We start from the raw sequence: 24,094 nt of genomic DNA, 5'->3' as shown, positions 1-24,094 counted from the left end.
CCTTTCGGTGAATGCGGGGAGAGAGCCGGAGCGGTCGAATTACATGCCCATGCCACCGTCGACCGGCAGGCCGATTCCGGTGACGAAGCGGGCGGCGTCGGAGGCCAGGAAAACGACGGTGTCGGCGATGTCCGCGACCTCACCGAGCCGCCCGAGCGGGGTCAGGCCGATCACGTCGGCGACCGCGGCGTCGGCGCTGGGCCACAATCCGAGCCTCTCCATGTCGGCGGCAAGCCCGAGCCCCATCTCCGTGGCGACCAGGCCGGGGTACACGCAGTTCACGCGGACGCCGTAGCCCAGTTTTCCCGCTTCCTGCGCCGCGACCCGGGTGAGCCGGTCGACGGCGGACTTGGTGGCGGAATAGCCGGCGATGCCGGGGAACGGGATGGTCGCGGCCACCGAGGAGACGTTGACGATCGCCCCTCCCGCGCCCACGGCACCGCCGGGACGCATCGCGCGCAGACCGTGCTTCAAGCCGAGCGCGACACCGAGGATGTTCACGTCGCACATCCGGCGGACGTCGGCGGGGTCGATGTCGACCACGAGCGACGAGATCTCGATGCCCGCGTTGTTGACGAGGAGGTCGAGTCCGCCGAGTTGCTCCACAGTGGCAGCGACGGCGCGCTCCCAGTTGCCGTCATCGGTGACGTCGAGGGTCACGAATCCGGTGTGGACACCGGTCTTTCCGAGCGAGTCGGCAGTCGCGCGTCCCTCCTCCTCGAGGACGTCGCCGATCACGACCGCCGCACCGGCGTCGGCGAGGGCGGCCGCCATTCCGGCCCCTAGCCCCTTCGCGCCACCAGTGACCAGCGCTTTTCGTCCTGCAAGATCACGCACGCTCATTCCGACCTGCCTTCGCACCGAGACGATTCGCGGAAACCACGTCACGAGACACTGTTCGCGTTGTGGTGTGGATCACAGCGTATTCGACTCTGGACGACTGTCAAGATTTCTCTTGACGACTGTCAAGGTTTTGTTACACAGTCGTCAAGGAACGCGGGCTAGACTGATGCTCACCGTGCTGGACTCCGCGAGCCGAACAGGAAGAATGCCGTGACACCCGTCGCCGAGAAGAACGCCGACCGGGTCTCGCGCCGCCAGGTCGACAAATTCGGCGAGCGCCGGGATCAACTCGCCGAGGCCGCGTTGCAGACCCTCTCGGAACTCGGCTACGCCCGCACCAGCCTTCGGGAGATCGCCCAGAACTCCGAGTTCTCCCACGGCGTTCTGCACTACTACTTCAGCGACAAGGTCGATCTGATCACGCACTGCGTCCGGCACTACAAGGCGCGCTGCGTCACGCGCTACGACGGCGTGGTTTCCACGGCGCATACGCCCGAGGAGTTGAAGGCGGGATTCGGCCGGGTGCTGGTGGATTCGCTCCGCGACGAGGCCTCCATGCATCGCCTCTGGTACGACCTCCGCTCGCAGTCGCTGTTCGAGGAGTCGTTCCGCGCGGACGTCGCCGCGATCGACCAGAGTCTCGAAAACATGATCTGGCGCATCGTGTCCCGCTACGCGGAACTGGCGGGACGCACGATCACGATCGCCCCGCCCACCATGTACGCCGTGTTCGACGGACTGTTCCAGCAGAGTCTCGCCAGGTATCTCTCGGGCGACGACGCGGCGGCGGACGCCCTCGCCGAGGGCGTCGATCAGATACTGGCGCTCGTCATTCCGGCACGGTAGGGCCGGTCACTTCTCCGCGGCGGCCTTGATTCGCTGTGCGAAAGCGGGCGCGTCCTTGCGGGCCGCCCGAAGTGCGAGGGGCGCGATCAGTTTTCCGATCCCGTGACCCTCCAGCACGTTGAAGATCGTCACCTTCGTACCCGCGCCCGACGGTTCGAGGTCGTAACCGCCCTCTTTCGCGGTCACGGAGTTCGTCGATCGCTCCGCCCAGCGAATCTTCCGCGGCGCCTCGAATTCGGTGATCTCGAACTCCCGCTTCGTGGTCATCCCCGCATCCTTGACGGTGCTGACGAAGACGGTGCCGACCCCGGGAGGACCGTCCGTCTTCTTCACGATCTCCTGGACCCGAGGGCTGAACTCCCGGTCGTTGACCCCGGCGGCGAGGTACTCGAACACTTCCTCGATGGGGCGATCGATCACCACAGTGCCTTCGAACCGTCCAGCCATGCCAGCCTCCCGTTTCCGTGACCTGCCGGGTTCCGACAGTACTCGCGACGCGGCCGGTGCGCGGTCACATCGCCGCCGGGCCGTCGGTCATAGAAGTGACGACCGAAGAACACAGGAAGGCTTCATCATGGACACCTCGATCACCGGCACGTCCGGATCGCGACAAGCGACTGCGGCACCGCAGTTTCTCTCCACCGCCCGCGGCAGACTCACCCTGACGTTGTTGTGCGCCGTGGCTTTTCTCGACTTCGTCGACGCGTCCATCGTCAACATCGCGCTGCCCGACATTCGCAGCGACCTGGACTTCTCGGTGCAGGAACTGCAGTGGGTGCCCAGCGGCTATCTCATCACCTACGGCGGGTTCATGCTGCTCGGCGGTCGCCTCGCCGACCTCCTCGGCCGCCGTCGCATCCTCGTTACCGGCACCGTCGTCATCGGATTGTCTTCGCTGATCGGTGGTTTCGCCGGCACCGCGGAGATCCTGATCGGCGCCCGGCTGGCACAGGGTGTCGGTGCGGCGCTGATGCTTCCGGCCGCACTGTCGATCCTGACGACGACATTCGAGGAGGGGTCCGAACGCCATACCGCACTCGGTGTCTGGGCCGGCGTCGGCGGTCTCGCGTCCGCGGTCGGGGTGTTTCTCGGTGGTGTGCTCACCGAGGGCCCGGGCTGGCGATGGGTGTTGTTCGTCAACCCGGTGGCGTGTGTTCTCGTGCTGCCCGCGGTCTACGCGCTGATTCCCGACGACCGCCGCCGCGCCAGGTTCGCGGACTTCGACCTGGTGGGTGGCGTGCTCGGTACCGGCGGGATGCTGATGTTCGTCTATGCTCTGGTCGAGGCGCCCGACCAGGGGTGGGTGTCGGCCCGCACGATCGGCGCGTTCGCCGGAGCGTTCGTCCTGATCGCCGCGTTCCTGGTGAACGAGCAGCGCAGCCACAATCCACTACTGCCGCTGTCGATCTTCCGCATCAAGGGCCTGGCGGCGGCAAATGTCACGGGGCTGATCGCGTTCGCCGGTCTGCTCGCGATGTTCTTCTTCCTCACCCTCTACATGCAGAACGTTCTGGGCTACTCCCCCATGCAGACCGGGGCGGCGTACCTTCCGCTCTGTCTGGGCGTCGGGGTCGCAGCCGGAATCTCCTCCCAGTTGCTCACGCGCATCGGAACCCGCCCGGTCACCGTCGCGGGCGCGCTGGTGGCGGCGGCGGGCCTGTTCTACCTGTCCCGGATCCCGGTCGACGGCGCCTATCTCGCCGATCTGTTCCCGGGGCTGATGATCGTGTCGCTGGGCCTCGGTGCCGTCTTCGTCGGCGTCACCACCGCAGCCAACGCGGGTGTGCCTGCCGAGGAGGCGGGGCTCGCAGCGGCGTTGCTGAACGCCTCGCAGCAGGTCGGCAGCGCGCTCGGTCTGGCGATCTTCGCCGCGATCGCCACCTCCCGTACCCAGCACCTGCTCGCAGCGAATTCGGCTGTGCCCGAGGCACTCACCTCCGGCTTCCAGCGAGCGCTGCTGACCGGCAGCATCTTCCTTGCCGCCGCAGCGCTGATCGCCCTGCGCACCGGCAACGCCCACGGAGACGGCCGGCACCGCGCGGAATGACCCGGCGGGCTCGTCAGTCGAGATTCTCGACGACGAGCCCGGCGAGGCGCTCGCGGTCGGCGAGGATATCGATCTCCACGATCGTCCCCTGCCGGATGGTGACACCCATGACGGACAGCAGTTGTCCCTCGGAAATCGCGACCACGCCGGCGGCACCGTTGACGAGTGCCGGCTGCGCGAACCGGGCCAGCCGCGCGTACCCGAGCACCCGGCCCGCGACGGTCTCCGCACCGCGCACCATCGTGGAGGCGCCCGCGGGCAACGCGCCCGTGTCGGCCCGGAGCACGACATCCGGATCCAGTACCGCCACGAGTGCGTCGAAGTCGCCGCCCCTCGCCGCCGCCAGAAACGCGTCGACCACAGCGCGCTGCCGGACGGGATCGGTGTCGGGAACGGGCGCGCCCTGCAGTCGGCGCCGCGCGCGGCTGGCCAGTTGCCGGGCGGCCGCCGGGGATCGCTCGACGATCGGGGCGATGTCCTCGAACGGCACGGCGAACATGTCGTGCAGCACGAACGCCAGCCGCTCCGACGGGGTGAGCGTGCCCAGGACCACGAGCAGCGCGAGACCCACCGAATCGGCGAGCACCGCCTCCTGTTCGGGGTAGCTGCCGTCCGAGAGCGTCACGATCGGGTCGGGCACCTGCACGTCCAGGGGCTCTTCCCGCCGCGACCTGCGGGACTGCAGCATGTTCAGGCACACACGGGCCACTACCGTCGTCAGCCACCCGCCCAGGTTCTCCACCGAATCGGTGTCCGTTCGGCTGAGCCGCAGCCAGGATTCCTGCACCGCGTCCTCGGCCTCGGTGAGCGAGCCGAGCATCCCGTAGGCCACCGCCCGCAGGTGCCGGCGGTGCGTCTCGAACTGCTGCGCCAGCACGTCGTTCTCGTTCATCGGTCACATCCCTCCGTCGCCGTCTGTCACCTATGTGACCGGCGAAACGCGGCCGATGTGACGACGGCGCGTCGCCCGTGGCCCTCTGATGCGCGTAATGCATCCAGTTTCCCTGGTTCCGCTGTCGGATATCGCCGTGGTTAACTGAAATGACGCTCACAGTCTCCGAAGGGCTGGACGGCATGTGGAAATCGCAGCAGGTCGGACGTCTGTTCCTCGTCTCGGTACTCGCGGCACTCGCCGTGTGCGGGGTGAGCGCCGCCGCGTCGGCGACGCCCCCAGCCGTCACCGGAAAGATCCTCGCACCGGCCCTCTCCCCCGCGAGCGGTCAGGTCATCGGAATCGCCCATCCCGTCGTCGTCCGGTTCACGTCTCCGGTGCCCGATCGCGCGCTCGCCGAGCGCGGTGTCCGGATCACCCCGTCGACACCGGTGCCCGGGCAGTTCTCCTGGATCGACGACCGCACCCTGCAATGGAGCCCCGACCACTTCTGGCCGGCGCACACCGCGGTGACCGTCGAGGCTGCGGGAGCGAGGTCGCAATTCCAGGTCGGTGACGCACTCGTCGCCGTCGCGAACACGACGACACACCAGTTCACGGTCAGCATCAACGACCAGATCGTGCAGACCATGCCTGCGTCGATGGGCAAACCCGGCTACGAGACACCGCTCGGGACGTTCCCCGTCATCGAGCAGTTCCGCGACATGATCATGGACTCGTCGACGTACGGTGTCCCGATCGACGACGAGGAGGGCTACCGCCTCTACGTCGAGTACGCCACCCGCATCACGTGGGGCGGGATCTTCGTGCACGCTGCACCGTGGTCGGTGGCCTCGCAGGGATTCGAGAACGTCAGCCACGGCTGCATCAATCTCAGCACCGAGAACGCGCGGTGGTTCTACGACAACGCCAAGGTCGGCGATCCCGTCATCGTCACGGCGTGAGCACCGGCGTCGAGACACAGAAAAGGCGGCTCCCCGTTTCCGGGAAACCGCCTTTGCTGATCATCTGGTCGGGCTGACAGGATTTGAACCTGCGACCACTTGACCCCCAGTCAAGTGCGCTACCAAGCTGCGCCACAGCCCGTCCACACCCTCGTTCAGGTGCTCGATGAGATTACATCAGCGGCAGTCCGTAACGCTAATCGCCTGGTCAGAGCGCATTCTGTCGGATCAACGACTCCGTCGCTCACGCTTTTCCCGCACCCGCACCGAGATGCGGACGGGACTGCCGTCGAAATTGAACTCCTCACGCAGACGCCGCTCCAGGAACCGGCGGTAGCCTGCCTCGAGGAACCCGGTCGTGAACAGCACGAACGTCGGCGGACGCGTTCCGGCCTGCGTGGCGAACATCACGCGAGGCAGCCGGCCGCCGCGCATCGGCGGCGGCGTCGCGGCGACGACTTCCTTGAGCCACGTGTTGAGCCTGCCGGTCGGAATGCGCTTGTCCCACGATTCCAGCGCCGTGTCGAGGGCGGGCACCAGTTTCTGCACCGCGCGCCCCGTCTGCGCCGAGATGTTGACGCGCTGCGCCCACGGCACCCGCACCAGGTCCCGATCGACTTCCCGATCGAGCTGCAGGCGCCGGTCCTCGTCGACGAGATCCCACTTGTTGAACGCGATGACTAGGGCGCGGCCCGCGTCGGCGACCATGCTCAGCACGCGCAGGTCCTGCTCGGAGATCGGCTCGGACGCGTCGATCAGCAGGATCGCGACCTCTGCGGCCTCGATGGCGCTCTTCGTCCGCAGCGACGCGTAGAACTCGGCGCCGCTGGCGTGGCTGACCCGCTTGCGCAGACCGGCGGTGTCGACGAATCGCCACGGCCTGCCGCCGAGTTCCACGATCGAGTCGACCGGGTCGACGGTGGTGCCCGCGACGTTGTGGACCACCGAACGCTCGTCGCCCGACAGCTTGTTCAGCAGGCTCGACTTCCCGACGTTCGGCTTCCCGACCAGGGCCACACGCCGCGGTCCGCCGCCGGGGATGCCCTCACGCGGGGTCTCCGGCAGGGCGGCGAGCACCTCGTCGAGGAGATCTCCCGTGCCGCGGCCGTGCGTCGCACTGACCGAGTGCGGCTGCCCGAGCCCCAGCGACCACAGTGCGGCCACCTCGGATTCGGTGCGGCCGTCGTCCACCTTGTTGGCGACCAGCAGAACCGGGGTCTTGGACCGGCGCAGCACCTTGGCCACGGCCTCGTCGGTCGCGGTGGCACCGACGACGGCATCGACGACGAGCAGGATCGCATCCGCGGTCTGCATCGCCAGTTCCGCCTGCCGCGCCACCGACTGCTGCAGGCCCTTGGCGTCGGGTTCCCAGCCGCCGGTGTCCTGCACCATGAACCGGCGGCCACTCCAGTTCGCCTCGTACGAGACACGGTCCCGGGTCACACCGGGAATGTCCTCGACGACGGCCTCGCGGCGGCCGATGATCCGGTTGACGAGCGTCGATTTACCGACGTTCGGACGGCCGACCACGGCGAGGGTCGGAACCGGGATGTGGGCCTCCCCGTCGCCGCCGTCTTCGAGGTCGAGGACCTCCCAGTCGGATTCCTCACTCCAGGTGCCGTCGCCGGCGAACTCGGTGGTGAATTGTTCGGTCACTGCCCTGCTCCACTTCTGTCGCTTACCACCAGCAGCAACCTGCCGATCACGTCGTCGATTCCGAGTTCGCTGGTGTCGACCAGCACGGAATCGTCGGCCGGCCGCAGCGGCGACACGGCGCGCGTGGAGTCGAGGTGGTCACGACGCTGCACGTCGGCCAGTACGGCCGCGTAGTCGTCGCCTCGTCCCTCCGCGAGATTCTGCGCATTTCTGCGCTGGGCCCGGGCTTCCGCCGAGGCGGTGAGGTAGATCTTCACGTCGGCGTCGGGGAGCACGACGGTGCCGATGTCCCGGCCCTCGACGACGATCCGTTCGGTCTCGCCCGTGATCCGACGCTGCGCGGCGACGAGCAGTTCACGCACCGCGGGAACGGCGGACACGGCCGAGACGGCCTTGGTCACCGCGTCGCCGCGGATCTCCTCCCCCACGTCCTCGCCGTCGAGCAGGACCTGCTCGCCCGCCGGGTCGGTGCCGATCGACCACGGCAGACCGGCGGTCGCGTCGGCGATCGCGGCGGGATCCGTGAGGTCCACGCCCTTGCGCAGCACATGCAGCGTCGCGATGCGGTACATGGCGCCGGTGTCGAGGTAGCGGGCGTCGAGGCGCTGCGCCAGCATCCGTGAGACGCTCGACTTCCCGGTTCCGGACGGGCCGTCCATCGCGACGACCAGCGAAGAGGTACTCACAGGCCCACCGCCCCGTAGAGACCGCCGACCTCGCCTCGACCCAGGACGCGGAGCGTGCCGGGCCGCTGGTCGCCGAGGGCGACCGCGCCGATGTCCGTCCGGACGAGCCGGATGACGGGGTGTCCCACGGCGTCGAACAGGCGGCGCACGATGTGCTTGCGGCCTTCGTGCAGCGTGACCCGGACGAGCGACTTGCCCTCGTTGATGTCGAGGAGCGTGAACGTGTCGACCTTCGCCGGTCCGTCCTCGAGCTCGACACCCTCCTTCAGCTTCTTACCGACGCCGCGCTCGAGGGCCCCCGACACGGTCGCCAGGTACGTCTTCGACACCTCGAACGACGGGTGCATCAGCCGATGCGCGAGATCACCGTCGTTGGTGAGCAACAGCAGTCCCTCGGTGTCGGCGTCGAGCCGGCCGACGTGGAACAACCGCTGACCGGCGGCGACCCGCTCGGAGACGATGTCGCCGACGCACGGGCGACCCAGGTCGTCCGACATCGTCGACTGCCAGCCGCGGGGCTTGTTGAGGGCGAGGTGAACCAGGTCCTTCTGGACGACCACGCGGACACCGTCCACGCGCACGACCGCGTTCTCGGGGTCGATGCGCAGTCCCTGTTCGATGACGATGCGGCCGTCGACCTCGACGCGACCCTGCGAGATCAGTTCCTCGGCCGCACGACGCGACGCGACGCCGGCCTGAGCGAGAACCTTCTGCAGGCGCATGCCGTCGCCCTGCGGCGGGCCGACGGGCCGATCGGCGTCGGCGTACTGGTGCCGGGCCGGCTTGGCGTTGCTGATCTTGGGGGCCTGCGCCTGCGCGCGCTGCGGCTTGGCCGACTTGGGCTTGCCACGCTTGTTCTTCGCGGCAGGGTCGGGCCTGCCGGGTTTGCCCTTCGCGGCGTCGGGCCGGCCTGATCGATGACCGGCCTCGGCCCTGTCCGGACGCCCTCCGGCCTCCGACCTGGTGCGCCCTCCAGTCTCCGACCTGGTGGGGCGCTGCTTCTTGTTGTTGCGATCCGGTGTGCCATCTCGGCGAGCGGGTTTCTTCACTTTTGTACTATCCCTGTCAGTCTTCGGTGTCCAGCCCGGTGTCCAACTCTTCTGTGGAAGCCGTAGCTTTATTCATTCTCGCAAATCGTGGGTCAGATTCCAGACTGTCACTGATGTCATCTATCAGGTCCACATCCGGCAACAACGGAGCCAAGGCGGGAAGATCGGCCAGAGACGCCAAGCCGAGCCGTTCCAGGAAGAGTTCCGTCGTCGAGTACTGCGTGGCGTTGGTATCGGGGTCGACGCCGGCTTCGGCGATCAACCCGCGAGCGAGAAGTGTGCGCACCACACCATCCACGTTGACGCCGCGCACCGCACTGATCCGTGCGCGGGTCAACGGTTGACGGTATGCCACCACGGCCAGAGTTTCCAATGCCGCCCTCGTCAGTTTGGAGCGCGCTCCGTCGAGCAGGAGCCGTTCCACGTAGGGCGCGTACGCGGTGCGGGTGTAGAGACGCCAACCGTCACCGGCATATCGGAGGTCCATCCCGCTTTCCCGGGCCGTGAGCTCGGCCGACATGCGGTTCAGGGACTCCGTGATGCGATTCACAGAAGCACCGGTCGCTGACGCGAGCTGCTCCGCTCCGGCCGGAGAGTCGACGATCAGCAGCAACGACTCGAGAATCGCTGCCAGTTCGGTGTCCGACAGCTCCGGTTCTGCGTCCGACAGTTCGGGTTCTGCGTCGACGGCGCCCGGCTCGTCGAACGGGGCCGAACTCATCCGTAATCCTCCTCGGTCACCGGGGCGTGTGGTCCGTCCCCGGTCCAGCTCACCAATAGTTGCCCGAGCGGCTCGGGCTGTTCGAACAACACCGACTGCTCGCGGTACAACTCGAGCAGCGCGAGGAATCTTGCCACGATCAGGGCGGTGACCTCGCACTCCGAGACGAGGTCGCCGAAGGTCGCCCACTCACCGGCTCCTCGCTCGCGGAGCAGTTCCAGCATGCGCGCCGCCTGTTCGGGGACCGACACCGCGTGCATGTCGTGCAGGTGATCAAGTCCCACGGTGGGCTTCGGGCGGGGTGTTAACACGGTCGCGGCGATCTCCGCGAACCGCTGCGGGTCGACGCCGAGCAATACTTCCGGCAGCAACTGGGTGAACTGGTCCTCCAGTGCCGCCGACCGCGGGTACCGGCGCAGCGCGGCCGCCTCGAGCTCCCCGAACAGTTGCGCCACCTGCTTGTACGCGCGGTACTGCAGCAGCCGGGCGAACAGCAGGTCGCGTGCTTCGAGGAGCGCGAGGTCCTCGGCGTCCTCCACCTGTCCCGCGGGGAGCAGACGCGCCGCCTTCAGATCGAGCAGCGTCGCGGCGACCACCAGGAACTCGGTGGTCTGGTCGAGTCCCATCTCCGCGCCGAGGGTGCGCATGTAGGCGATGAAGTCGTCCGTCACCTGGTGCAGCGCGACTTCCGTCACGTCCAGCTGCCGCTGGTTGATCAGGGTGAGCAGCAGATCGAACGGACCCTCGAAATTCCGCAGCGTCACCCGGAAGCCGGGTTTGGCGGCGGGCGCCTGCGGGTCCTCGCCGTTCGAACCCTCGGTCTGCGGTGGTGCCGGAATGTCTTGCGTATCCACCACTTACCGGCCGGACCGGTGGATGACCTCGCGTGCCAGCGCACGGTACGCCTCGGCACCGGTCGATTTGGGCGCCCACGTGGTGATCGGTTCCCCGGCGACGGAGGTCTCGGGGAATCGCACGGTCCGGTTGATCACGGTGTCGTAGACCAGATCCCCGAACACCTCCACCACGCGGGCCATCACCTCGCGCGCGTGCAGGGTCCGCGAGTCGAACATCGTCACGACGATGCCGGCGAGTACGAGCCGCGGGTTGAGCCTGTCGTGGACCTTCTCGACCGTGTCGTTGAGCAGCGCCAGGCCGCGCAGGCTGAAGTACTCGCACTCCATCGGGATTATCACCGAGTCCGCGCAGGCCAGCGCGTTGACCGTGAGCAGGCCGAGGGACGGCTGGCAGTCGATGAGGACGTAGTCGTAGCGGTCGAGCACGGGATGCAGCACACGTCCGAGCGTCTGCTCCCGCCCCACCTCGGTGACGAGCTGGATCTCCGCCGCCGACAGGTCGATGTTGCTCGGCAGAAGGTCGAGGCCCTCGACGCGTGTCCGCATCAGGACGTCGTCGATCGAGACGCGCGGTTCGACGAGCAGATTGTGGACCGTCAATTCGAGGTCGTTGTGCGCGACGCCGAGGCCCGCGGACAGCGCCCCCTGGGGATCGAGGTCGACGAGCAGGACCCGCCTGCCGTATTCGGCCAGCGACGCACCCAGGTTGATCGTCGACGTCGTCTTGCCGACGCCGCCCTTCTGGTTGCACATCGCGACGATCTTGGCCGGTCCGTGCGAGGGCAACGGGGCGGGTTGCGGCACGTCACGCGTCGGCCGTCCCGTGGGGCCGAGTTGCTCCTCCACGACCACGGCAGCGTTCTCGAACAAGTCTGCGGTTTCAGTTTGCCGCACGTCGAACATGTCGCCCTCCGGTTGCGAGTGCTCTGACTCCGCCGCTGGCGGCTGCGGTGTCACCACGGTCCGATGATCCCCTGTTCTCTCGATGATCGCTGCCGATCCCACATCGTTATACGAACGCTACCGCCTCGTACCGTGAATTTTCCCCTCGACACGCTTTCCGCTACCGCGCCCGGGGGTGCGCTCCCACCCACACTTCGCGGAGGGCACCCACTGTCACCAGCGCATATATCCGGGTGGCCGTCACCGACGCGTGTCCCAGCAACTCCTGGACGACGCGGACGTCGGCGCCGCCGTCGAGCAGGTGGGTCGCGAACGAGTGGCGGAGTGTGTGCGGTCAGGCCCGCGCGGCTTCGTCCCCGGCGGCACGTGCGCGCTTCCGCTCGCTGAACCGCTCGGGGCGATCGACCCAGGGAGCGCTCACGTCGCGGAGTTCGCCGAGACCGCCCGGCCGGGACCGGGCGGCGGCGAGGGCCATCACTCCGGACGCGGCCGTGGCGTTGACGATGGTCCCGTTCAGCACCATCGACACGACGTCGTCGAACGGAATCCGCTCGATCTCGAGGTCGGCTTCCTCGTCCTCCGGGTCGGGCCGGTCCACCTCGTACAGGTCCTCGGCGAGGAACACGCGCACCGACTCGTCCGTGAACCCCGGTGAGAGAACGACATCCACGAGGACGGACCAGCGCCGGGCCGCGAGGCCGGTCTCTTCCGCCAGTTCGCGTCTGGCGGCGTCGACGGGGTCCTCCCCCGGCTCGTCCAGCAGGCCCGCCGGGATCTCCCACAACCGGCGCCCCACCGGGTGCCGGTACTGGTGGATCAGCACGATCCGGTCCTCGTCGTCGAGCACCACGACGGCGACGGCGCCGTGGTGCTCGACGACCTCACGTTCGGCAGTCCTGCCATCCGGCATCGCGACGTGATCCACGCGCAGCGCGAGGATCGCGCCGCTGTAGACGGCGCGCGAGTCGAGAGTCTCGAATTCGTGCCGGCCGATGTCGGGCATGGTCCGCGTCGCCCTATCCTGCGCTGTCGACTGACGCGACCTCGTCGCGGTCGGCGGAATCGGCGATCTCGTCGTCGGCGGCCGCACGCTCCTCACCGTGCACGTCGACGGGGAGGCGCTCCTCGAGCTTGTGCCGCAGCGCCGCGTCGACAAACGCCGCGAACAGCGGATGCGGACGCGTCGGACGGCTCTTCAGCTCGGGGTGGGCCTGCGTGGCGACGAAGAACGGGTGCTGGTCGGCCGGGTACTCGACGAACTCGACGAGGTGACCGTCGGGAGAGGTGCCGCTGAACCGGAGTCCACTCTTGGCGATCCGGTCGCGGTACGCGTTGTTGACCTCGTAGCGGTGACGGTGACGTTCGGACACCTCTTCGCTGCCGTAGGCCCGGGCGACGACGGATCCCTTCGCCAGGACGGCCGGGTACGCGCCGAGGCGCATCGTGCCGCCGAGGTCGGCCTCACCGGCGATGACGTCTTCCTGGTCGGCCATGGTGGAGATCACGGGGTGCGTGGTCTCGGGTTCGAACTCGGCGGAGTTGGCGTCGTCCAGACCCACGCTGCGCGCGGCTTCGATCACGACGCACTGAAGACCCAGACACAGTCCGAGCAGGGGGATCTTCCGGTGGCGGGCGTACCGGATCGCGCCGAGCTTGCCCTCGATGCCGCGGATTCCGAAGCCACCGGGAATCAGAACGCCGTCGACGTCGCCGAGCGCGGCCTGCGCGCCCGCTTCCGTCTCACACGCGTCGGACGGCACCCACGAGATCTCCACCTTGGAGCGATTTGCGAATCCGCCTGCACGCAGCGCCTCGGTGACGGAGAGGTACGCGTCGGGCAGGTCGACGTATTTCCCGACGAGGGCGATCCGCACGGTCTCGCGCGGCTGGTGGACACGCTCGAGCAGGTTTCCCCACACGGTCCAGTCCACGTCGCGGAACGGCAGTCCCAGCTGACGGACGACGTACGCGTCGAGGCCCTCGCTGTGCAGCACCTTCGGGATGTCGTAGATCGACGGCGCGTCGGGGGTCGAGATGCAGCCGTCGACGTCGACGTCGCACATGAGCGCGATCTTGTTCTTCAGCGCCGGGGGAACCTCGCGGTCGCAGCGCAGGATCAGCGCGTCGGGCTGGATACCGATGTTCCGCAGTGCGGCAACCGAGTGCTGGGTGGGCTTCGTCTTGAGCTCACCCGACGGCGCCAGGTACGGGACCAGGGAGACGTGGAGGAAGAAGACGTTGTCCCGGCCGACGTCGTGGCGCACCTGACGGGCGGCCTCGAGGAACGGCTGCGATTCGATGTCGCCGACGGTGCCGCCGATCTCCGTGATGACGACGTCCGGGCGGTGCCCCTGCAGATCCGGCCCGCTCATCGCCAGGATGCGGCTCTTGATCTCGTCCGTGATGTGCGGAATGACCTGGACGGTGTCGCCGAGGTATTCGCCGCGCCGCTCCTTGGCGATGACCGTCGAATACACCTGGCCGGTGGTCACATTGGCCTGACCGGACAGGTCGCGGTCGAGGAAGCGCTCGTAGTGGCCGACGTCGAGGTCGGTCTCCGCACCGTCCTCGGTGACGAAGACCTCACCGTGCTGGAAGGGGTTCATCGTGCCCGGATCGACGTTGAGGTACGGATCCAGCTTCTGCATGGTCACGCGCATTCCCCGCGCGGTCAGCAATTGCCCGAGGCTCGAGGCTGTGAGGCCCTTGCCGAGTGAGGAGGCGACGCCGCCGCTCACGAAGATGTGCTTGGTGGCGGTACGCGAATGAGTGCGTGACTGTGGCAAAGGGGCTCCCGTGACGACTGTGCAGGGCTTGGTCTGTTCGAGCAATGCTGGGGCCTGCCGACCCACGGGACTTCACGGTAACACCTCGGCGGACGTCCCGGAAACAACGCGCCGCGATTGCCCGCCCCGATGTGACGCGCGCTACGCCGGGGTGGCCCCCACGGTGACTCCGGTGGTGCCGGGTCCCGTGCCGTACCGGCCTGCGCCGCCGTTCAGTTGCTCCTGCAGGGCGAGCGGAACGGTGATCTTGCCCGCTTCCCGGTCGATGTTGTCGATCGTCGTGAGCGCCGCCGAGAGAGCGGCGTCGGCCCGGGCCACGGCGACCGCGCCGTTGCCCTGGGCGGAGGCCGGACGTCCGGCGAGCACCGCACCGGCACCGCGCGAGTCCAGCGCGCCCGCGAACCGCGCCACGACGGCACCGCGGTTGCCGCTGACGCCGTCCTCGACGTCCCTGTCACCGGTCAGCACCACCGCGACCTGCGCAGGCTGGACCGCGCCGTCGTCGTAGCTGACGAATCCGGCGCCGCGCAGGGTCTCGAGGGCGAGCGCCATCTCCTGGGCGGAACTCTGCGGCTGACCCGTCTCCTTGCCGAGCATGAGAACCGAGCCCAGCAGGTCGCCCGCGAGGCTGCCCTGGTCGACGGCCCCGGTCTTCAACGTGACGCCCGCGGGGATCACGTTGTTGACGACCGTCCGCAAGCGGTCGCCGCCCGTGGCGTCGACGAACGAGTCGGTCAACGACACCCGCCCGGTCACCGAACCGCCGGCTTGCGCGATCATCCGGTTGACTCCGTCGAGGTCGGCGGGGTCGGCATCGGGGGTCGTCACGACCATCACCGTGCGCTGCGCGAGCGAGCCTGCGACCACGCGGCCGCCCACCGCGGAATCGAAGCCGTCCGCCGAGTTCAACTGCTCGGTCAGTTGGTTGTTGCGTTCGGTCGCGTTCTCCATGTCGGTCTGCAGGTCGGCCTTGTCGTCGCGCAGTCCCGACACGAGACCGCTCGACAACAGGCCGGAGCCCATCACCACGCCGATTGCCAGAGCCAGAAAGATCGCCGCTATGGAAATGGCATGTTGACGCAGAGAAATCACTTGAAGAACCCCTGGACCCACAACGCGAAGCTGTTCCATGTCGCGACGGCCCAGTCGAGTGCCTCACCACCCACGTTGGACACGACCAACGCCACGATCACGGCCACGAGAGCGGCGAGGACGAGCAGCGCGATCGCGCCGCCCGACACCCGGCTCCGGTACAGGGTCGCCACGGCCTTCGCGTCCACCAGTTTCGGCCCGACCTTCAGGCGGGTCATGAACGCCGACGGGTTGCTGTCACGGCGGCCGCGGTCGAAGAACTCGTCGAGGGAGACGGTGCTCCCGACCGTGACGATCAGCGACGCGCCGTGGTGGTCGGCCAGCAGCAGGGCCAGGTCGGACGGGGACCCGGACGCGGGGAACGTCATCGCTCCGATGCCGAGGTCCTGGATACGCGACAGACCGGGTGCGTGGCCGTCCTGGTCGGCGGGCAGGACCACCTCGGCGCCAGACTTCAACGTCGCGCTCGTGATGTCCTCTGGGTCGCCGACGATGAGGTCCGGGCGATAGCCCGCCGACTTCAGGACGTCGGCGCCTGCCCCGACTCCGATGAGGATCGGTGAGTACTCCTTGATGAACGGCTTGAGGTTCTTCAGGTCGGACGCGTGGTCCGGGCCGTCGGACACGATGACGACGTGCCGGTCCTTCATGTCGACGTCGACGTCGGGGACTCCGACCCCGTCGATCAGCAGCGGACTCTCGGTGCGGATGAACTCGATGGTGTTGCCGGAGAATGCCTCGAGGTGGTCGACCAGTCCGGTCTTCGCCTCGATCATCCGGTCTGAGATCTCCGCCTCGGTCTGTTCGTCGCCGTTGGCGATGCGCCGTTCCCCGGAGTAGACACCTCCCCCGTTCACCCGGACCTTGCTGCCGTCCTTGATGCTCTTGAAGACCTCGGCGCCCGCCGAATCCACCAGGAGGATCCCGTTGGCGACGATCACCTCCGGGCCGAGGTTGGGATACCGACCCGAAATCGAGGGCGACGCGTTGATCACAGCGAGGACGCCGGCCTTCACCAGGGCGTCCGCGGTTCCGCGATCGAGGTCGAGCTCGTCGAGAACGACGATGTCGCCGGGTCCGACGCGGCGCAGCAACTTGGCCGTGTTGCGATCCACCCTGGCGATGCCGCTGACCCCAGGCAAAGTTTCGGTGTTACGTGACAGCAGTGCCGGCATCTTCATGGATTCGATGATGGACCGGAAGCAGGACCGACCTGTGGAGGCGCGCCGAACCGTTTACCACATCAGTCACACCATTACCACGGCGGCCGACGGCTCACCGGGCCGGGTCAGGCGGACCGCTCGGCGTTGGCAGTCGCCAGCAGCTCCTCCGCGTGGGCGCGACCGGTCTCCGTGTCGTCGAGGCCTGCGAGCATCCGGGCCAGTTCCACGACCCGTTCGTCGTCGGTGAGTGTATGCACGCCACTGCTGACGACGCCGTCCTCGTCGTCGACCTTGTCGACCACCAGGTGGGTGTCCGCGAACGCCGCAACCTGCGGCAGGTGCGTGACGACGATGACCTGGTGCGTGCGGGCCAGCCGGGCCAGTCGCCGGCCGATCTCGACCGCGGCGCGCCCTCCGACGCCGGCGTCGACCTCGTCGAACACCATCGTCGCGCCCGAGTCGGACCCGGCGAGCACCACCTCGAGGGCGAGCATCACGCGTGAGAGTTCACCTCCGGACGCGCTCTTGCTGATAGGCAGCGACTGCGCGCCGCTGTGCGCCGACAGCCGGAACTCCACTTCGTCGACGCCGGACGATCCCGCGTGCAGTTCGGTGCCGTCGACAGTGAGCGGGGCCGTGTCCTGGGGTCCGGCGATCCGGGGCCGGACCGTCACCTCGAGCGCCGCGCGGCCCATTGCCAGACCGGCGAGTTCGGAGCTGACGGCCTTGGCGAGCTTGGTCGCGGCCTTGACGCGGGCCGCGGTCAGTTTCGACGCCGCCTCCGCCGTCGACGCCGCCGACTCCTCCACCTGCTTCGTCAGGGCGGCCAGCGCATCCGAGGAGACGTCGATCTTCGCGAGCCGCGCACGGGCGTTGTCGGCCCATTCCAGTACGCCGTCGACGTCGGCGGCGTACTTACGGATGAGGTTCTTCAGTTCCGCCTGCCGGGACAGCAGGGAGTCCAGCGCCCCAGGGTCCGCCGGCAGCCCGGCGAGATACGTGGTGAGATCGGCGGAGACGTCGGTGACCACCGCGATCGCGTCGGCGAGGCGGGGTCCGAGCCCGTCGAGTTCGGGGTCGGTGGCCGATTCGATTCGGGCCCGCGCCTCGGACAGCAGGTCCAGCGCGGGCGCGGCCACACCGTCACCGTCCATGTCGTCGCCACCGGCTAGAGCGGCGTGTGCTTCCTCCGCCGCCGACCGCAGCGAGTCGAGTTCGCTGAGCCTGCGCACCTCCGACACGATCGACTCGTCCTCGCCCGGGGTCGGGGCGGCGCCGTCGATCTCGTTGAGGGCGAACGTCAGTTGGTCGGCTTCCTGCGCGAGTTCCCGGGTACGACCGGTCCGTTCGATCAGTTCGGATCGCGCGGTCATCCACTCGTCGCGGTGCTTGCGGTACCGCGCGATCAGCGGCCCGACCGCCTTGTCGGCGAATCGGTCGAGCGCGGCGCACTGCTGGTCCGGGCGGAGCAGCCGCAGCTGATCGTTCTGCCCGTGCACGGTGAGCAGTGGATCGGTGAACTCGGACAGCACGCCCGCCGGAACGCTGCGCCCACCCAGGTGGGCCCGGGACCGGCCGTCGCTGCCGACGGTGCGGACCGCGATGATGGTGCCGTCCTCGTCCCGCTCGGCACCCGTCGATTCCAGCAGCCGCGACACCGCACGTTCGACGTGCTCCGAGCCCTCGTCCGTCATGAACCGGCCCTCAACGACGGCCCGCGGCGCACCGAGGCGCACCCGGCCCGCGTCTGCCCGCGCACCGCTGAGCAGGTGCAGGCTCGTCACCACCATCGTCTTGCCCGCGCCGGTCTCACCAGTGAGCACCGTCAAACCTTCGTGGAATTGCGCCGACGCCTCGGAGATCACACCGAGGTTGTCGATCCTGATCTCTGCCAGCACGTCTAGGGCTTCCTTCCTCGCCACCCTGTGACGGGCAGCTCGAACTTTCGCACCATCCGGTCCGCGAACGGCGCCGAATCCAGTCGTACCCAACGAACGGGTTCCTTGCCACGCACCACTTCGACGCGGGCGCCCGCGGGCAATTCGAGGGTCCGGCGACCGTCGCAGAACACCAGGCCGTCGTGGCTGCCTGCCACCGTCTCCACCGCGATCAACGATTCCGGGCTCGTCACGAGGGGGCGCGCGAACAAGGCATGCGCGTTGCTCGGGACCACCAGCAGCGCCTCGAGTTCCGGCCACACCACGGGGCCGCCCGCCGAGAACGCGTATGCCGTCGACCCGGTGGGTGTGGAGATGAGGACGCCGTCGCAGCCGAACGCCGACACCGGCCGCCCGTCCACCTCGAGCACCACCTCGAGCACACCGAGCCGGGACCGGTTCTCGATGCTCGCCTCGTTGAGCGCCCAGCCTCGTTCGATGATCTCGTCGTCCACCCGGACCAGCACGTCCAGCGTCATGCGGTGTTCGATGCGGTATTCCCGGCGCACCACCTGGCCTAATGCCTCGTCGAGGTGCTCGGCCTCCGTTTCCGCGAGGAACCCGATCCGGCCCAGATTGATGCCCAGGACCGGAATGGACGCGGCCTGGGCGAGTTCCGCTGCCCGGAGGAAGGTGCCGTCGCCGCCGAGGACGAGCACCATTTCGCACCCGAGGGCGGCGTCGGGACCGGCCTGCACGATGGTGACTTCCAGCCCTGGAACCAGGAATTCGTCGGCCGCCATGCCGTCCATCGGTTCGATGCGGGTGCTGTCGACCTCGTCGACGAGCACCCGCAGTCCGATCCCGGCCCGCTCGAAGATCTTGCCGACGCGCCGCGCGGTCTCCGTGATCTCGGCGCGACCCGGGTGCGCCACGAGCAGGATCTCCCGCTCGCGTTGCTGGGCGCCGCTGCTTCCCCCGCTCACTGTGGTCCCTCCTGCACCGCGGTGCGGATCAACTCTTCTACCGACTCGACCTGTACATCATCCGTCCCGGGTGTGACATCCGCGCGGAGCCACAGGAAGTATTCGACGTTCCCCGACGGTCCCGGCAGTGGACTGGCCACCGCACCGACGGTACGCAGTCCCAGCGACGCCGCCGTCTTCGCGACGTCCAGGACCGCGGCGACGCGCAACTCCGGGTCACGCACCACCCCACCAGAGCCCACGTGATCCTTGCCGACCTCGAATTGCGGCTTCACCATCGGTATCAGGTCTGCGCCCTCGGCCACGCAGGCGACGAACGCCGGGAGCACGAGTTTCAGGGAGATGAACGACAGGTCCGCGACCACCAGGTCGACCCGGCCGCCGATCTGCTCGGCATCGATGGATCGCACGTTGGTGCGGTCCACGACGTGCACGCGGTCGTCGGACTGCAGGCGCCACACCAACTGTCCGTACCCGACGTCCACCGCCACGACCTCCCGCGCGCCGTGGTGCAGCAGCACGTCGGTGAAGCCGCCGGTCGATGCGCCGGCGTCAAGACAGCGCTTGCCGTCGACTTCGAGTCCGCGGGGGCCGAACGCCTCGAGCGCACCGACGAGTTTGTGCGCGCCGCGGGATGCCCAGGACACTTCGTTGTCGACCTCGACCACCCGCAGCGGCGTTCCCGCTTCGATGGCGGTGGCCGGTTTGGTCGCTGCCGCACCCGAGATCAGCACTCGGCCGGAGGCGATGAGTTCTTGCGCGTGTTCTCGGGACCGGGCCAGTCCCCGCCGAACGAGTTCGGCATCCACCCGTGCTCGACGGGCCACGTCAGATCTTGTCCACGGTGGCCAGGGCCTCCACCAGCACGTCGTGCGCCTTCTCGAGAAGATGGGCTTTGCGTGGGATGACCCCGACGCCGTGCTCGTCGTCGGGATCAGGTTCGACGGCTCCGAGCCGCGACAACAATCCGTCGACCTCCGTGTGGATCTTCTCGGGGTCGACACTCTGAGGAGGCCCAGGTAGATGGGCTCCCGGGCGCGGTATTGGCGTGCTCATCGGGCACAACGCTAGTCCATCGCGTTCCGATACGCATACAGCGAATCGCGTGACGAACAACGCGGGTCCGGTGGGGTTCAGGCACCCCAGCCGGAGACGACTGCGCTCACCGCGGGCGTCGTCGACGTGATCCGCGCGAAGTCGGGGAATTTCCATGCACCGACGGCCACGGCCCGCAGCAACGCGGCCGAATCCACCGGTTCACCGGAATCCGCGGCTGGTTCGATCACCAGATCGGTGCCGTCGAACTCGACCGACCACCGGCTGTCCTCCCCGACGAGCGACTCGTCGGCGGGCCGGTTGAGCGCGTCCAGTTCGGATGCCAGGTACGTGGGGCGCTGCTCCGGGACGGCACGCAGCACGTCGATCGCAGTGCTCACTCCGGTGAGCACCAGCAGCGACTCGAGACCGACGTTGTTGGCGCCTTCGATGTCGGTGTCCAGCCTGTCGCCGACGACGAGGGGCCGCACACAACCGCTGCGGCGCATCGCATCTTCCATCAGCGGCGCGGCCGGCTTACCCGCCACGAGTGGTTCGCGGGACGTCGCCGCGCGCAGGGCCGCGACCATCGAGCCGTTGCCGAGCACGAGACCCCGCTCGGTGGGGAGGGTCGAGTCCAGGTTCGCCGCCACCCAGACGGCACCCGCACGGATCGCGAGGGTCGCCTCGGCGAGGATCGCCCAGTCCGTGGTCGGCGAATGTCCCTGGACGACAGCGGCGGGTGCGTCCTCGAACGAACGCACCGGACGCAGTCCGACGTTGCGCACCTCGTCCGCGAGCGCATCCGTGCCCACAACGAGCACCGCCGAGTCGAGTGCGACGTTCTCCGCGAGCAGCCTGGCCGCGGACTGCGAACTCGTCACCACCGTCGACTCGCCGGCGTCGAAACCGAGTTCGGTCAGGTGTTCCGCGACGTCACCCGGACTGCGACTGGCGTTGTTGGTCACGTAGTAGCAGGACTGCGTCCCGGCAGCCAAAGCCTCACGCGCACCGGGGATTTCCTGCGGCCCCTGGTACAGGGTGCCGTCGAGGTCGAGCAGCAGTGCGTCGTAATTGTCGCGCAGCGTCGTCACTGATCGTCTCCGGTCAGCTCGGCCACACGCTCCTCCGCATCGGTGTCACCCTCGAGATCCGCGGCGGCGGAGTTGAGGAACCACTTGAGTCCATCCTCGATACGACCGGCCGCAACCAGGGCATCCGCGTACGCATAAAACAGGCGAGCGGCACCGGGACCGGTCCGCGCGGCATCGAGATCGGGAGTCTGCAGCGTGACGACGGCCTGATCGAACTGTCCGAGATCCATGCGCGCACCGGCGACCACCATGCGCAGCTCGGCAGCTTCGTCACCCGAGAGTGCAGCGGCTTCCTCGCTTCGGCCGAGTTCGATCGCACGCTCCGGGCGACCGAGTCCACGTTCGCAATCCGCCATCACCGCGAGCAGTCCGGGACCGCCTGCCATGCGACGAGCAGCGCGCAACTCCGACAGGGCTTCCGCCCATTCGCCGGCGTGGTATGCGGTGATACCCGCAGCCTCACGGACGATGGCGATGCGACCCGCACGCTGACGCGCGGCCCGGGCATGTGCGAGTGCGAGGCGCGGATCGTCGTCGACCAGCTTGCCGGCCATCACCAGGTGACGCGCAACCGTGTTCGCGTTCGTCTTGTCCAAGCTCAGCAGGTCTCGGCGGACGGCCGGATCGAGTTCGCCTGCCTCGACGTTCTCGGGCAGATCCGGTTCGTCCGGACGGGCCTGCTGCCGCTGCGGACGGTCACCTTCACGTCCGCGAGGCGCGAAGCCGCCCTCACCGCCACGACGGGGTCCGCCACCACGACGATCGCCCCCTGCGCCGCCACGGTTGTCGCGCGAATCGCGACGGGGACCGCCGGACGAGCCACCACGACCGGAACCGCCGGCGCCGCCACGATTACCACCGGAGGCACCGCCACGGTTAGCACCGGAGGCACCGCCTCGGTCACTACTCGAGGCACCGCCTCCGCGGAAGGACCGACGTCCGTCGTCACTCTCCGACACAGTCATTCCTTTCACACAAACCACGAAAGGGGACCCAGTATATTGGGTCCCCTTTCGGTAACGGATGTTCGGCGGTGTCCTACTCTCCCACACCCTGTCGGGTGCAGTACCATCGGCGCTGGAGGGCTTAGCTTCCGGGTTCGGAATGGGACCGGGCGTTTCCCCTCCGCTATGGCCGCCGTAACTCTATGAAACTGTCACACGGAACATCAGCGAAGACACAACCCCATCGTTTGGATCGATGATGGGTGTGGTTCTTCTTCTTCAGTTCTGAAACGTGTGTGTTGTTTCAGATACTGCACAGTGGACGCGTAGCTTCTTTGTGGTAAGTCCTCGGCCTATTAGTACCAGTCACCTGCACCAGTTACCTGGCTTCCAGTTCTGGCCTATCAACCCGGTGGTCTGCCGGGGGCCTTACCCCCTCGAGGGGGTGAGAAACCTCATCTTGGAACAGGCTTCCCGCTTAGATGCTTTCAGCGGTTATCCCTTCCGAACGTAGCTAACCAGCGGTGCTCCTGGTGGAACAACTGGCACACCAGAGGTTCGTCCGTCCCGGTCCTCTCGTACTAGGGACAGCCTTCCTCAAGTTTCTAACGCGCGCGGCGGATAGAGACCGAACTGTCTCACGACGTTCTAAACCCAGCTCGCGTGCCGCTTTAATGGGCGAACAGCCCAACCCTTGGGACCTACTCCAGCCCCAGGATGCGACGAGCCGACATCGAGGTGCCAAACCATCCCGTCGATATGGACTCTTGGGGAAGATCAGCCTGTTATCCCCGGGGTACCTTTTATCCGTTGAGCGACACCGCTTCCACTTGCCGGTGCCGGATCACTAGTCCCGACTTTCGTCCCTGCTCGACCTGTCAGTCTCACAGTCAAGCTCCCTTGTGCACTTGCACTCGACACCTGATTGCCAACCAGGCTGAGGGAACCTTTGGGCGCCTCCGTTACATTTTGGGAGGCAACCGCCCCAGTTAAACTACCCACCAGGCACTGTCCCTGAACCAGATCATGGTCCGAGGTTAGAGGTCCAATACGATCAGAGTGGTATTTCAACAACGACTCCACACTCACTGGCGTGAGCGCTTCACAGTCTCCCACCTATCCTACACAAACCGAACCGAACACCAATACCAAGCTGTAGTGAAGGTCCCGGGGTCTTTTCGTCCTGCCGCGCGTAACGAGCATCTTTACTCGTAATGCAATTTCGCCGAGTCTATGGTTGAGACAGCTGAGAAGTCGTTACGCCATTCGTGCAGGTCGGAACTTACCCGACAAGGAATTTCGCTACCTTAGGATGGTTATAGTTACCACCGCCGTTTACTGGGGCTTAAATTCTCAGCTTCGCCACAAGTGGCTAACCGGTCCTCTTAACCTTCCAGCACCGGGCAGGCGTCAGTCCGTATACATCGTCTTACGACTTCGCACGGACCTGTGTTTTTAGTAAACAGTCGCTTCTCACTGGTCTCTGCGGCCCCACCCAGCTCACACTGCAAGAGTGATCACCAAACGAGGCCCCCCTTCTCCCGAAGTTACGGGGGCATTTTGCCGAGTTCCTTAACCATAGTTATCTCGATCGCCTTAGTATTCTCTACCTGACCACCTGTGTCGGTTTGGGGTACGGGCCGTGTGAAAGCTCGCTAGAGGCTTTTCTCGGC

At 67.4% G+C, this 24,094-nt stretch carries 21 protein-coding genes, 1 tRNA gene, 2 rRNA genes and 2 pseudogenes; 3 read left to right on the top strand and 23 right to left on the bottom strand.

Features of this window, described 5'->3' with window-relative positions; genetic code table 11:
• Positions 1-39: 39 nt before the first annotated feature.
• Entirely contained in the window at positions 40-843 is an 804-nt protein-coding gene (locus CA951_RS40000) for an SDR family NAD(P)-dependent oxidoreductase (RefSeq protein ID WP_087562147.1), read from the bottom strand.
• Between the two features lie 210 nt (positions 844-1,053).
• On the opposite strand from CA951_RS40000, the gene CA951_RS39995 reads away from it, so the two are divergent.
• The gene (locus CA951_RS39995; protein WP_087562131.1) at positions 1,054-1,689 is read left to right on the top strand and encodes a TetR/AcrR family transcriptional regulator; all 636 of its coding nucleotides are present in this window, start codon (positions 1,054-1,056) and stop codon (positions 1,687-1,689) included.
• 6 nt (positions 1,690-1,695) lie between these two features.
• Here CA951_RS39995 and CA951_RS39990 read toward each other — a convergent pair whose 3' ends face one another.
• The gene (locus CA951_RS39990) at positions 1,696-2,136 is read right to left on the bottom strand and encodes an SRPBCC family protein (protein ID WP_087562130.1); all 441 of its coding nucleotides are present in this window, start codon (positions 2,134-2,136) and stop codon (positions 1,696-1,698) included.
• Here CA951_RS39990 and CA951_RS39985 point away from each other — a divergent pair.
• Positions 2,093-3,586: pseudogene (locus CA951_RS39985) on the top strand (MFS transporter); the annotation flags it as partial. The gene CA951_RS39990 and the pseudogene CA951_RS39985 overlap by 44 nt on opposite strands.
• Positions 3,587-3,749: 163 nt before the next feature.
• Here CA951_RS39985 and CA951_RS39980 read toward each other — a convergent pair.
• The gene (locus tag CA951_RS39980) at positions 3,750-4,628 is read right to left on the bottom strand and encodes a sigma-70 family RNA polymerase sigma factor (protein ID WP_087562128.1); all 879 of its coding nucleotides are present in this window, start codon (positions 4,626-4,628) and stop codon (positions 3,750-3,752) included.
• Positions 4,629-4,810: 182 nt separating this feature from the next.
• Here CA951_RS39980 and CA951_RS39975 point away from each other — a divergent pair, with 182 nt between their 5' ends.
• A complete protein-coding gene (locus CA951_RS39975; RefSeq protein WP_087562146.1) occupies positions 4,811-5,572 on the top strand; it encodes a L,D-transpeptidase family protein in 762 nt (253 codons plus the stop codon).
• Between the two features lie 65 nt (positions 5,573-5,637).
• Here the strand turns inward: CA951_RS39975 and CA951_RS39970 are convergent.
• The 20 genes and pseudogenes from CA951_RS39970 to CA951_RS39880 all read right to left on the bottom strand — a co-directional run.
• Positions 5,638-5,714: transfer RNA gene (locus CA951_RS39970), tRNA-Pro, on the bottom strand.
• Between the two features lie 86 nt (positions 5,715-5,800).
• A complete protein-coding gene (der, locus tag CA951_RS39965; protein WP_087562127.1) occupies positions 5,801-7,228 on the bottom strand; it encodes a ribosome biogenesis GTPase Der in 1,428 nt (475 codons plus the stop codon).
• Positions 7,225-7,914 carry a (d)CMP kinase gene (cmk, locus tag CA951_RS39960; protein WP_087562126.1) on the bottom strand — a complete coding sequence of 230 codons (690 nt, stop codon included), beginning with the start codon at positions 7,912-7,914 and terminating at the stop codon, positions 7,225-7,227. The genes der and cmk overlap by 4 nt, the downstream gene beginning before the upstream one ends.
• Positions 7,911-8,963 (bottom strand): pseudouridine synthase, encoded by a 1,053-nt coding sequence (locus tag CA951_RS39955; RefSeq protein ID WP_087562125.1) that lies wholly within the window; start codon positions 8,961-8,963, stop codon positions 7,911-7,913. Before CA951_RS39955 ends, cmk begins: the two co-directional genes overlap by 4 nt.
• Positions 8,964-8,979: 16 nt before the next feature.
• A complete protein-coding gene (gene scpB / locus CA951_RS39950) occupies positions 8,980-9,684 on the bottom strand; it encodes an SMC-Scp complex subunit ScpB (RefSeq protein ID WP_087562124.1) in 705 nt (234 codons plus the stop codon).
• The gene (locus CA951_RS39945) at positions 9,681-10,541 is read right to left on the bottom strand and encodes a ScpA family protein (RefSeq protein ID WP_087562123.1); all 861 of its coding nucleotides are present in this window, start codon (positions 10,539-10,541) and stop codon (positions 9,681-9,683) included. Before CA951_RS39945 ends, scpB begins: the two co-directional genes overlap by 4 nt.
• Complete coding sequence (locus CA951_RS39940; protein ID WP_087562122.1) at positions 10,542-11,546, bottom strand: ParA family protein; 1,005 nt, start codon at positions 11,544-11,546, stop codon at positions 10,542-10,544.
• Between the two features lie 58 nt (positions 11,547-11,604).
• Positions 11,605-11,778 (bottom strand): annotated as a pseudogene (locus tag CA951_RS39935) (tyrosine-type recombinase/integrase); the annotation flags it as partial.
• Positions 11,779-12,447: an NUDIX hydrolase gene (locus tag CA951_RS39930; protein WP_087562121.1), complete on the bottom strand. Its 669-nt coding sequence runs from the start codon at positions 12,445-12,447 to the stop codon at positions 11,779-11,781.
• Between the two features lie 13 nt (positions 12,448-12,460).
• Positions 12,461-14,230, bottom strand: coding sequence for a CTP synthase (locus CA951_RS39925; protein ID WP_087562120.1), 1,770 nt, complete (start codon positions 14,228-14,230; stop codon positions 12,461-12,463).
• 141 nt (positions 14,231-14,371) lie between these two features.
• On the bottom strand, positions 14,372-15,322 hold the full coding sequence (locus CA951_RS39920) for a copper transporter (protein WP_087562119.1): 951 nt from the start codon (positions 15,320-15,322) through the stop codon (positions 14,372-14,374).
• The gene (gene steA, locus CA951_RS39915) at positions 15,319-16,503 is read right to left on the bottom strand and encodes a putative cytokinetic ring protein SteA (RefSeq protein WP_087562118.1); all 1,185 of its coding nucleotides are present in this window, start codon (positions 16,501-16,503) and stop codon (positions 15,319-15,321) included. The genes CA951_RS39920 and steA overlap by 4 nt, the downstream gene beginning before the upstream one ends.
• 107 nt (positions 16,504-16,610) lie before the next feature.
• Complete coding sequence (recN, locus tag CA951_RS39910; protein ID WP_087562117.1) at positions 16,611-18,383, bottom strand: DNA repair protein RecN; 1,773 nt, start codon at positions 18,381-18,383, stop codon at positions 16,611-16,613.
• A 2-nt stretch (positions 18,384-18,385) separates the two neighbouring features.
• Positions 18,386-19,348, bottom strand: a complete 963-nt coding sequence (locus CA951_RS39905; RefSeq protein ID WP_072941897.1) for an NAD kinase — start codon at positions 19,346-19,348, stop codon at positions 18,386-18,388.
• Positions 19,345-20,175: a TlyA family RNA methyltransferase gene (locus CA951_RS39900; protein WP_087562116.1), complete on the bottom strand. Its 831-nt coding sequence runs from the start codon at positions 20,173-20,175 to the stop codon at positions 19,345-19,347. Before CA951_RS39900 ends, CA951_RS39905 begins: the two co-directional genes overlap by 4 nt.
• Before the next feature lies 1 nt (position 20,176).
• The gene (locus CA951_RS43115) at positions 20,177-20,404 is read right to left on the bottom strand and encodes a hypothetical protein (protein ID WP_043943807.1); all 228 of its coding nucleotides are present in this window, start codon (positions 20,402-20,404) and stop codon (positions 20,177-20,179) included.
• Positions 20,405-20,481: 77 nt separating this feature from the next.
• On the bottom strand, positions 20,482-21,477 hold the full coding sequence (locus tag CA951_RS39895) for an HAD-IIA family hydrolase (protein WP_087562115.1): 996 nt from the start codon (positions 21,475-21,477) through the stop codon (positions 20,482-20,484).
• Positions 21,474-22,442 carry a M48 family metallopeptidase gene (locus CA951_RS39890; RefSeq protein WP_087562114.1) on the bottom strand — a complete coding sequence of 323 codons (969 nt, stop codon included), beginning with the start codon at positions 22,440-22,442 and terminating at the stop codon, positions 21,474-21,476. Before CA951_RS39890 ends, CA951_RS39895 begins: the two co-directional genes overlap by 4 nt.
• 60 nt (positions 22,443-22,502) lie before the next feature.
• Positions 22,503-22,619, bottom strand: a 5S ribosomal RNA gene (gene rrf, locus CA951_RS39885).
• Between the two features lie 138 nt (positions 22,620-22,757).
• Positions 22,758-24,094, bottom strand: a 23S ribosomal RNA gene (locus CA951_RS39880); the annotation flags it as partial.

Source organism: Rhodococcus sp. NCIMB 12038 (assembly GCF_002165735.1).
Taxonomy (GTDB): Bacteria; Actinomycetota; Actinomycetes; order Mycobacteriales; family Mycobacteriaceae; genus Rhodococcus_F.
Note: the sequence above shows the minus strand (reverse complement) of the source record. Positions and strands in the feature narration are given on the sequence as shown.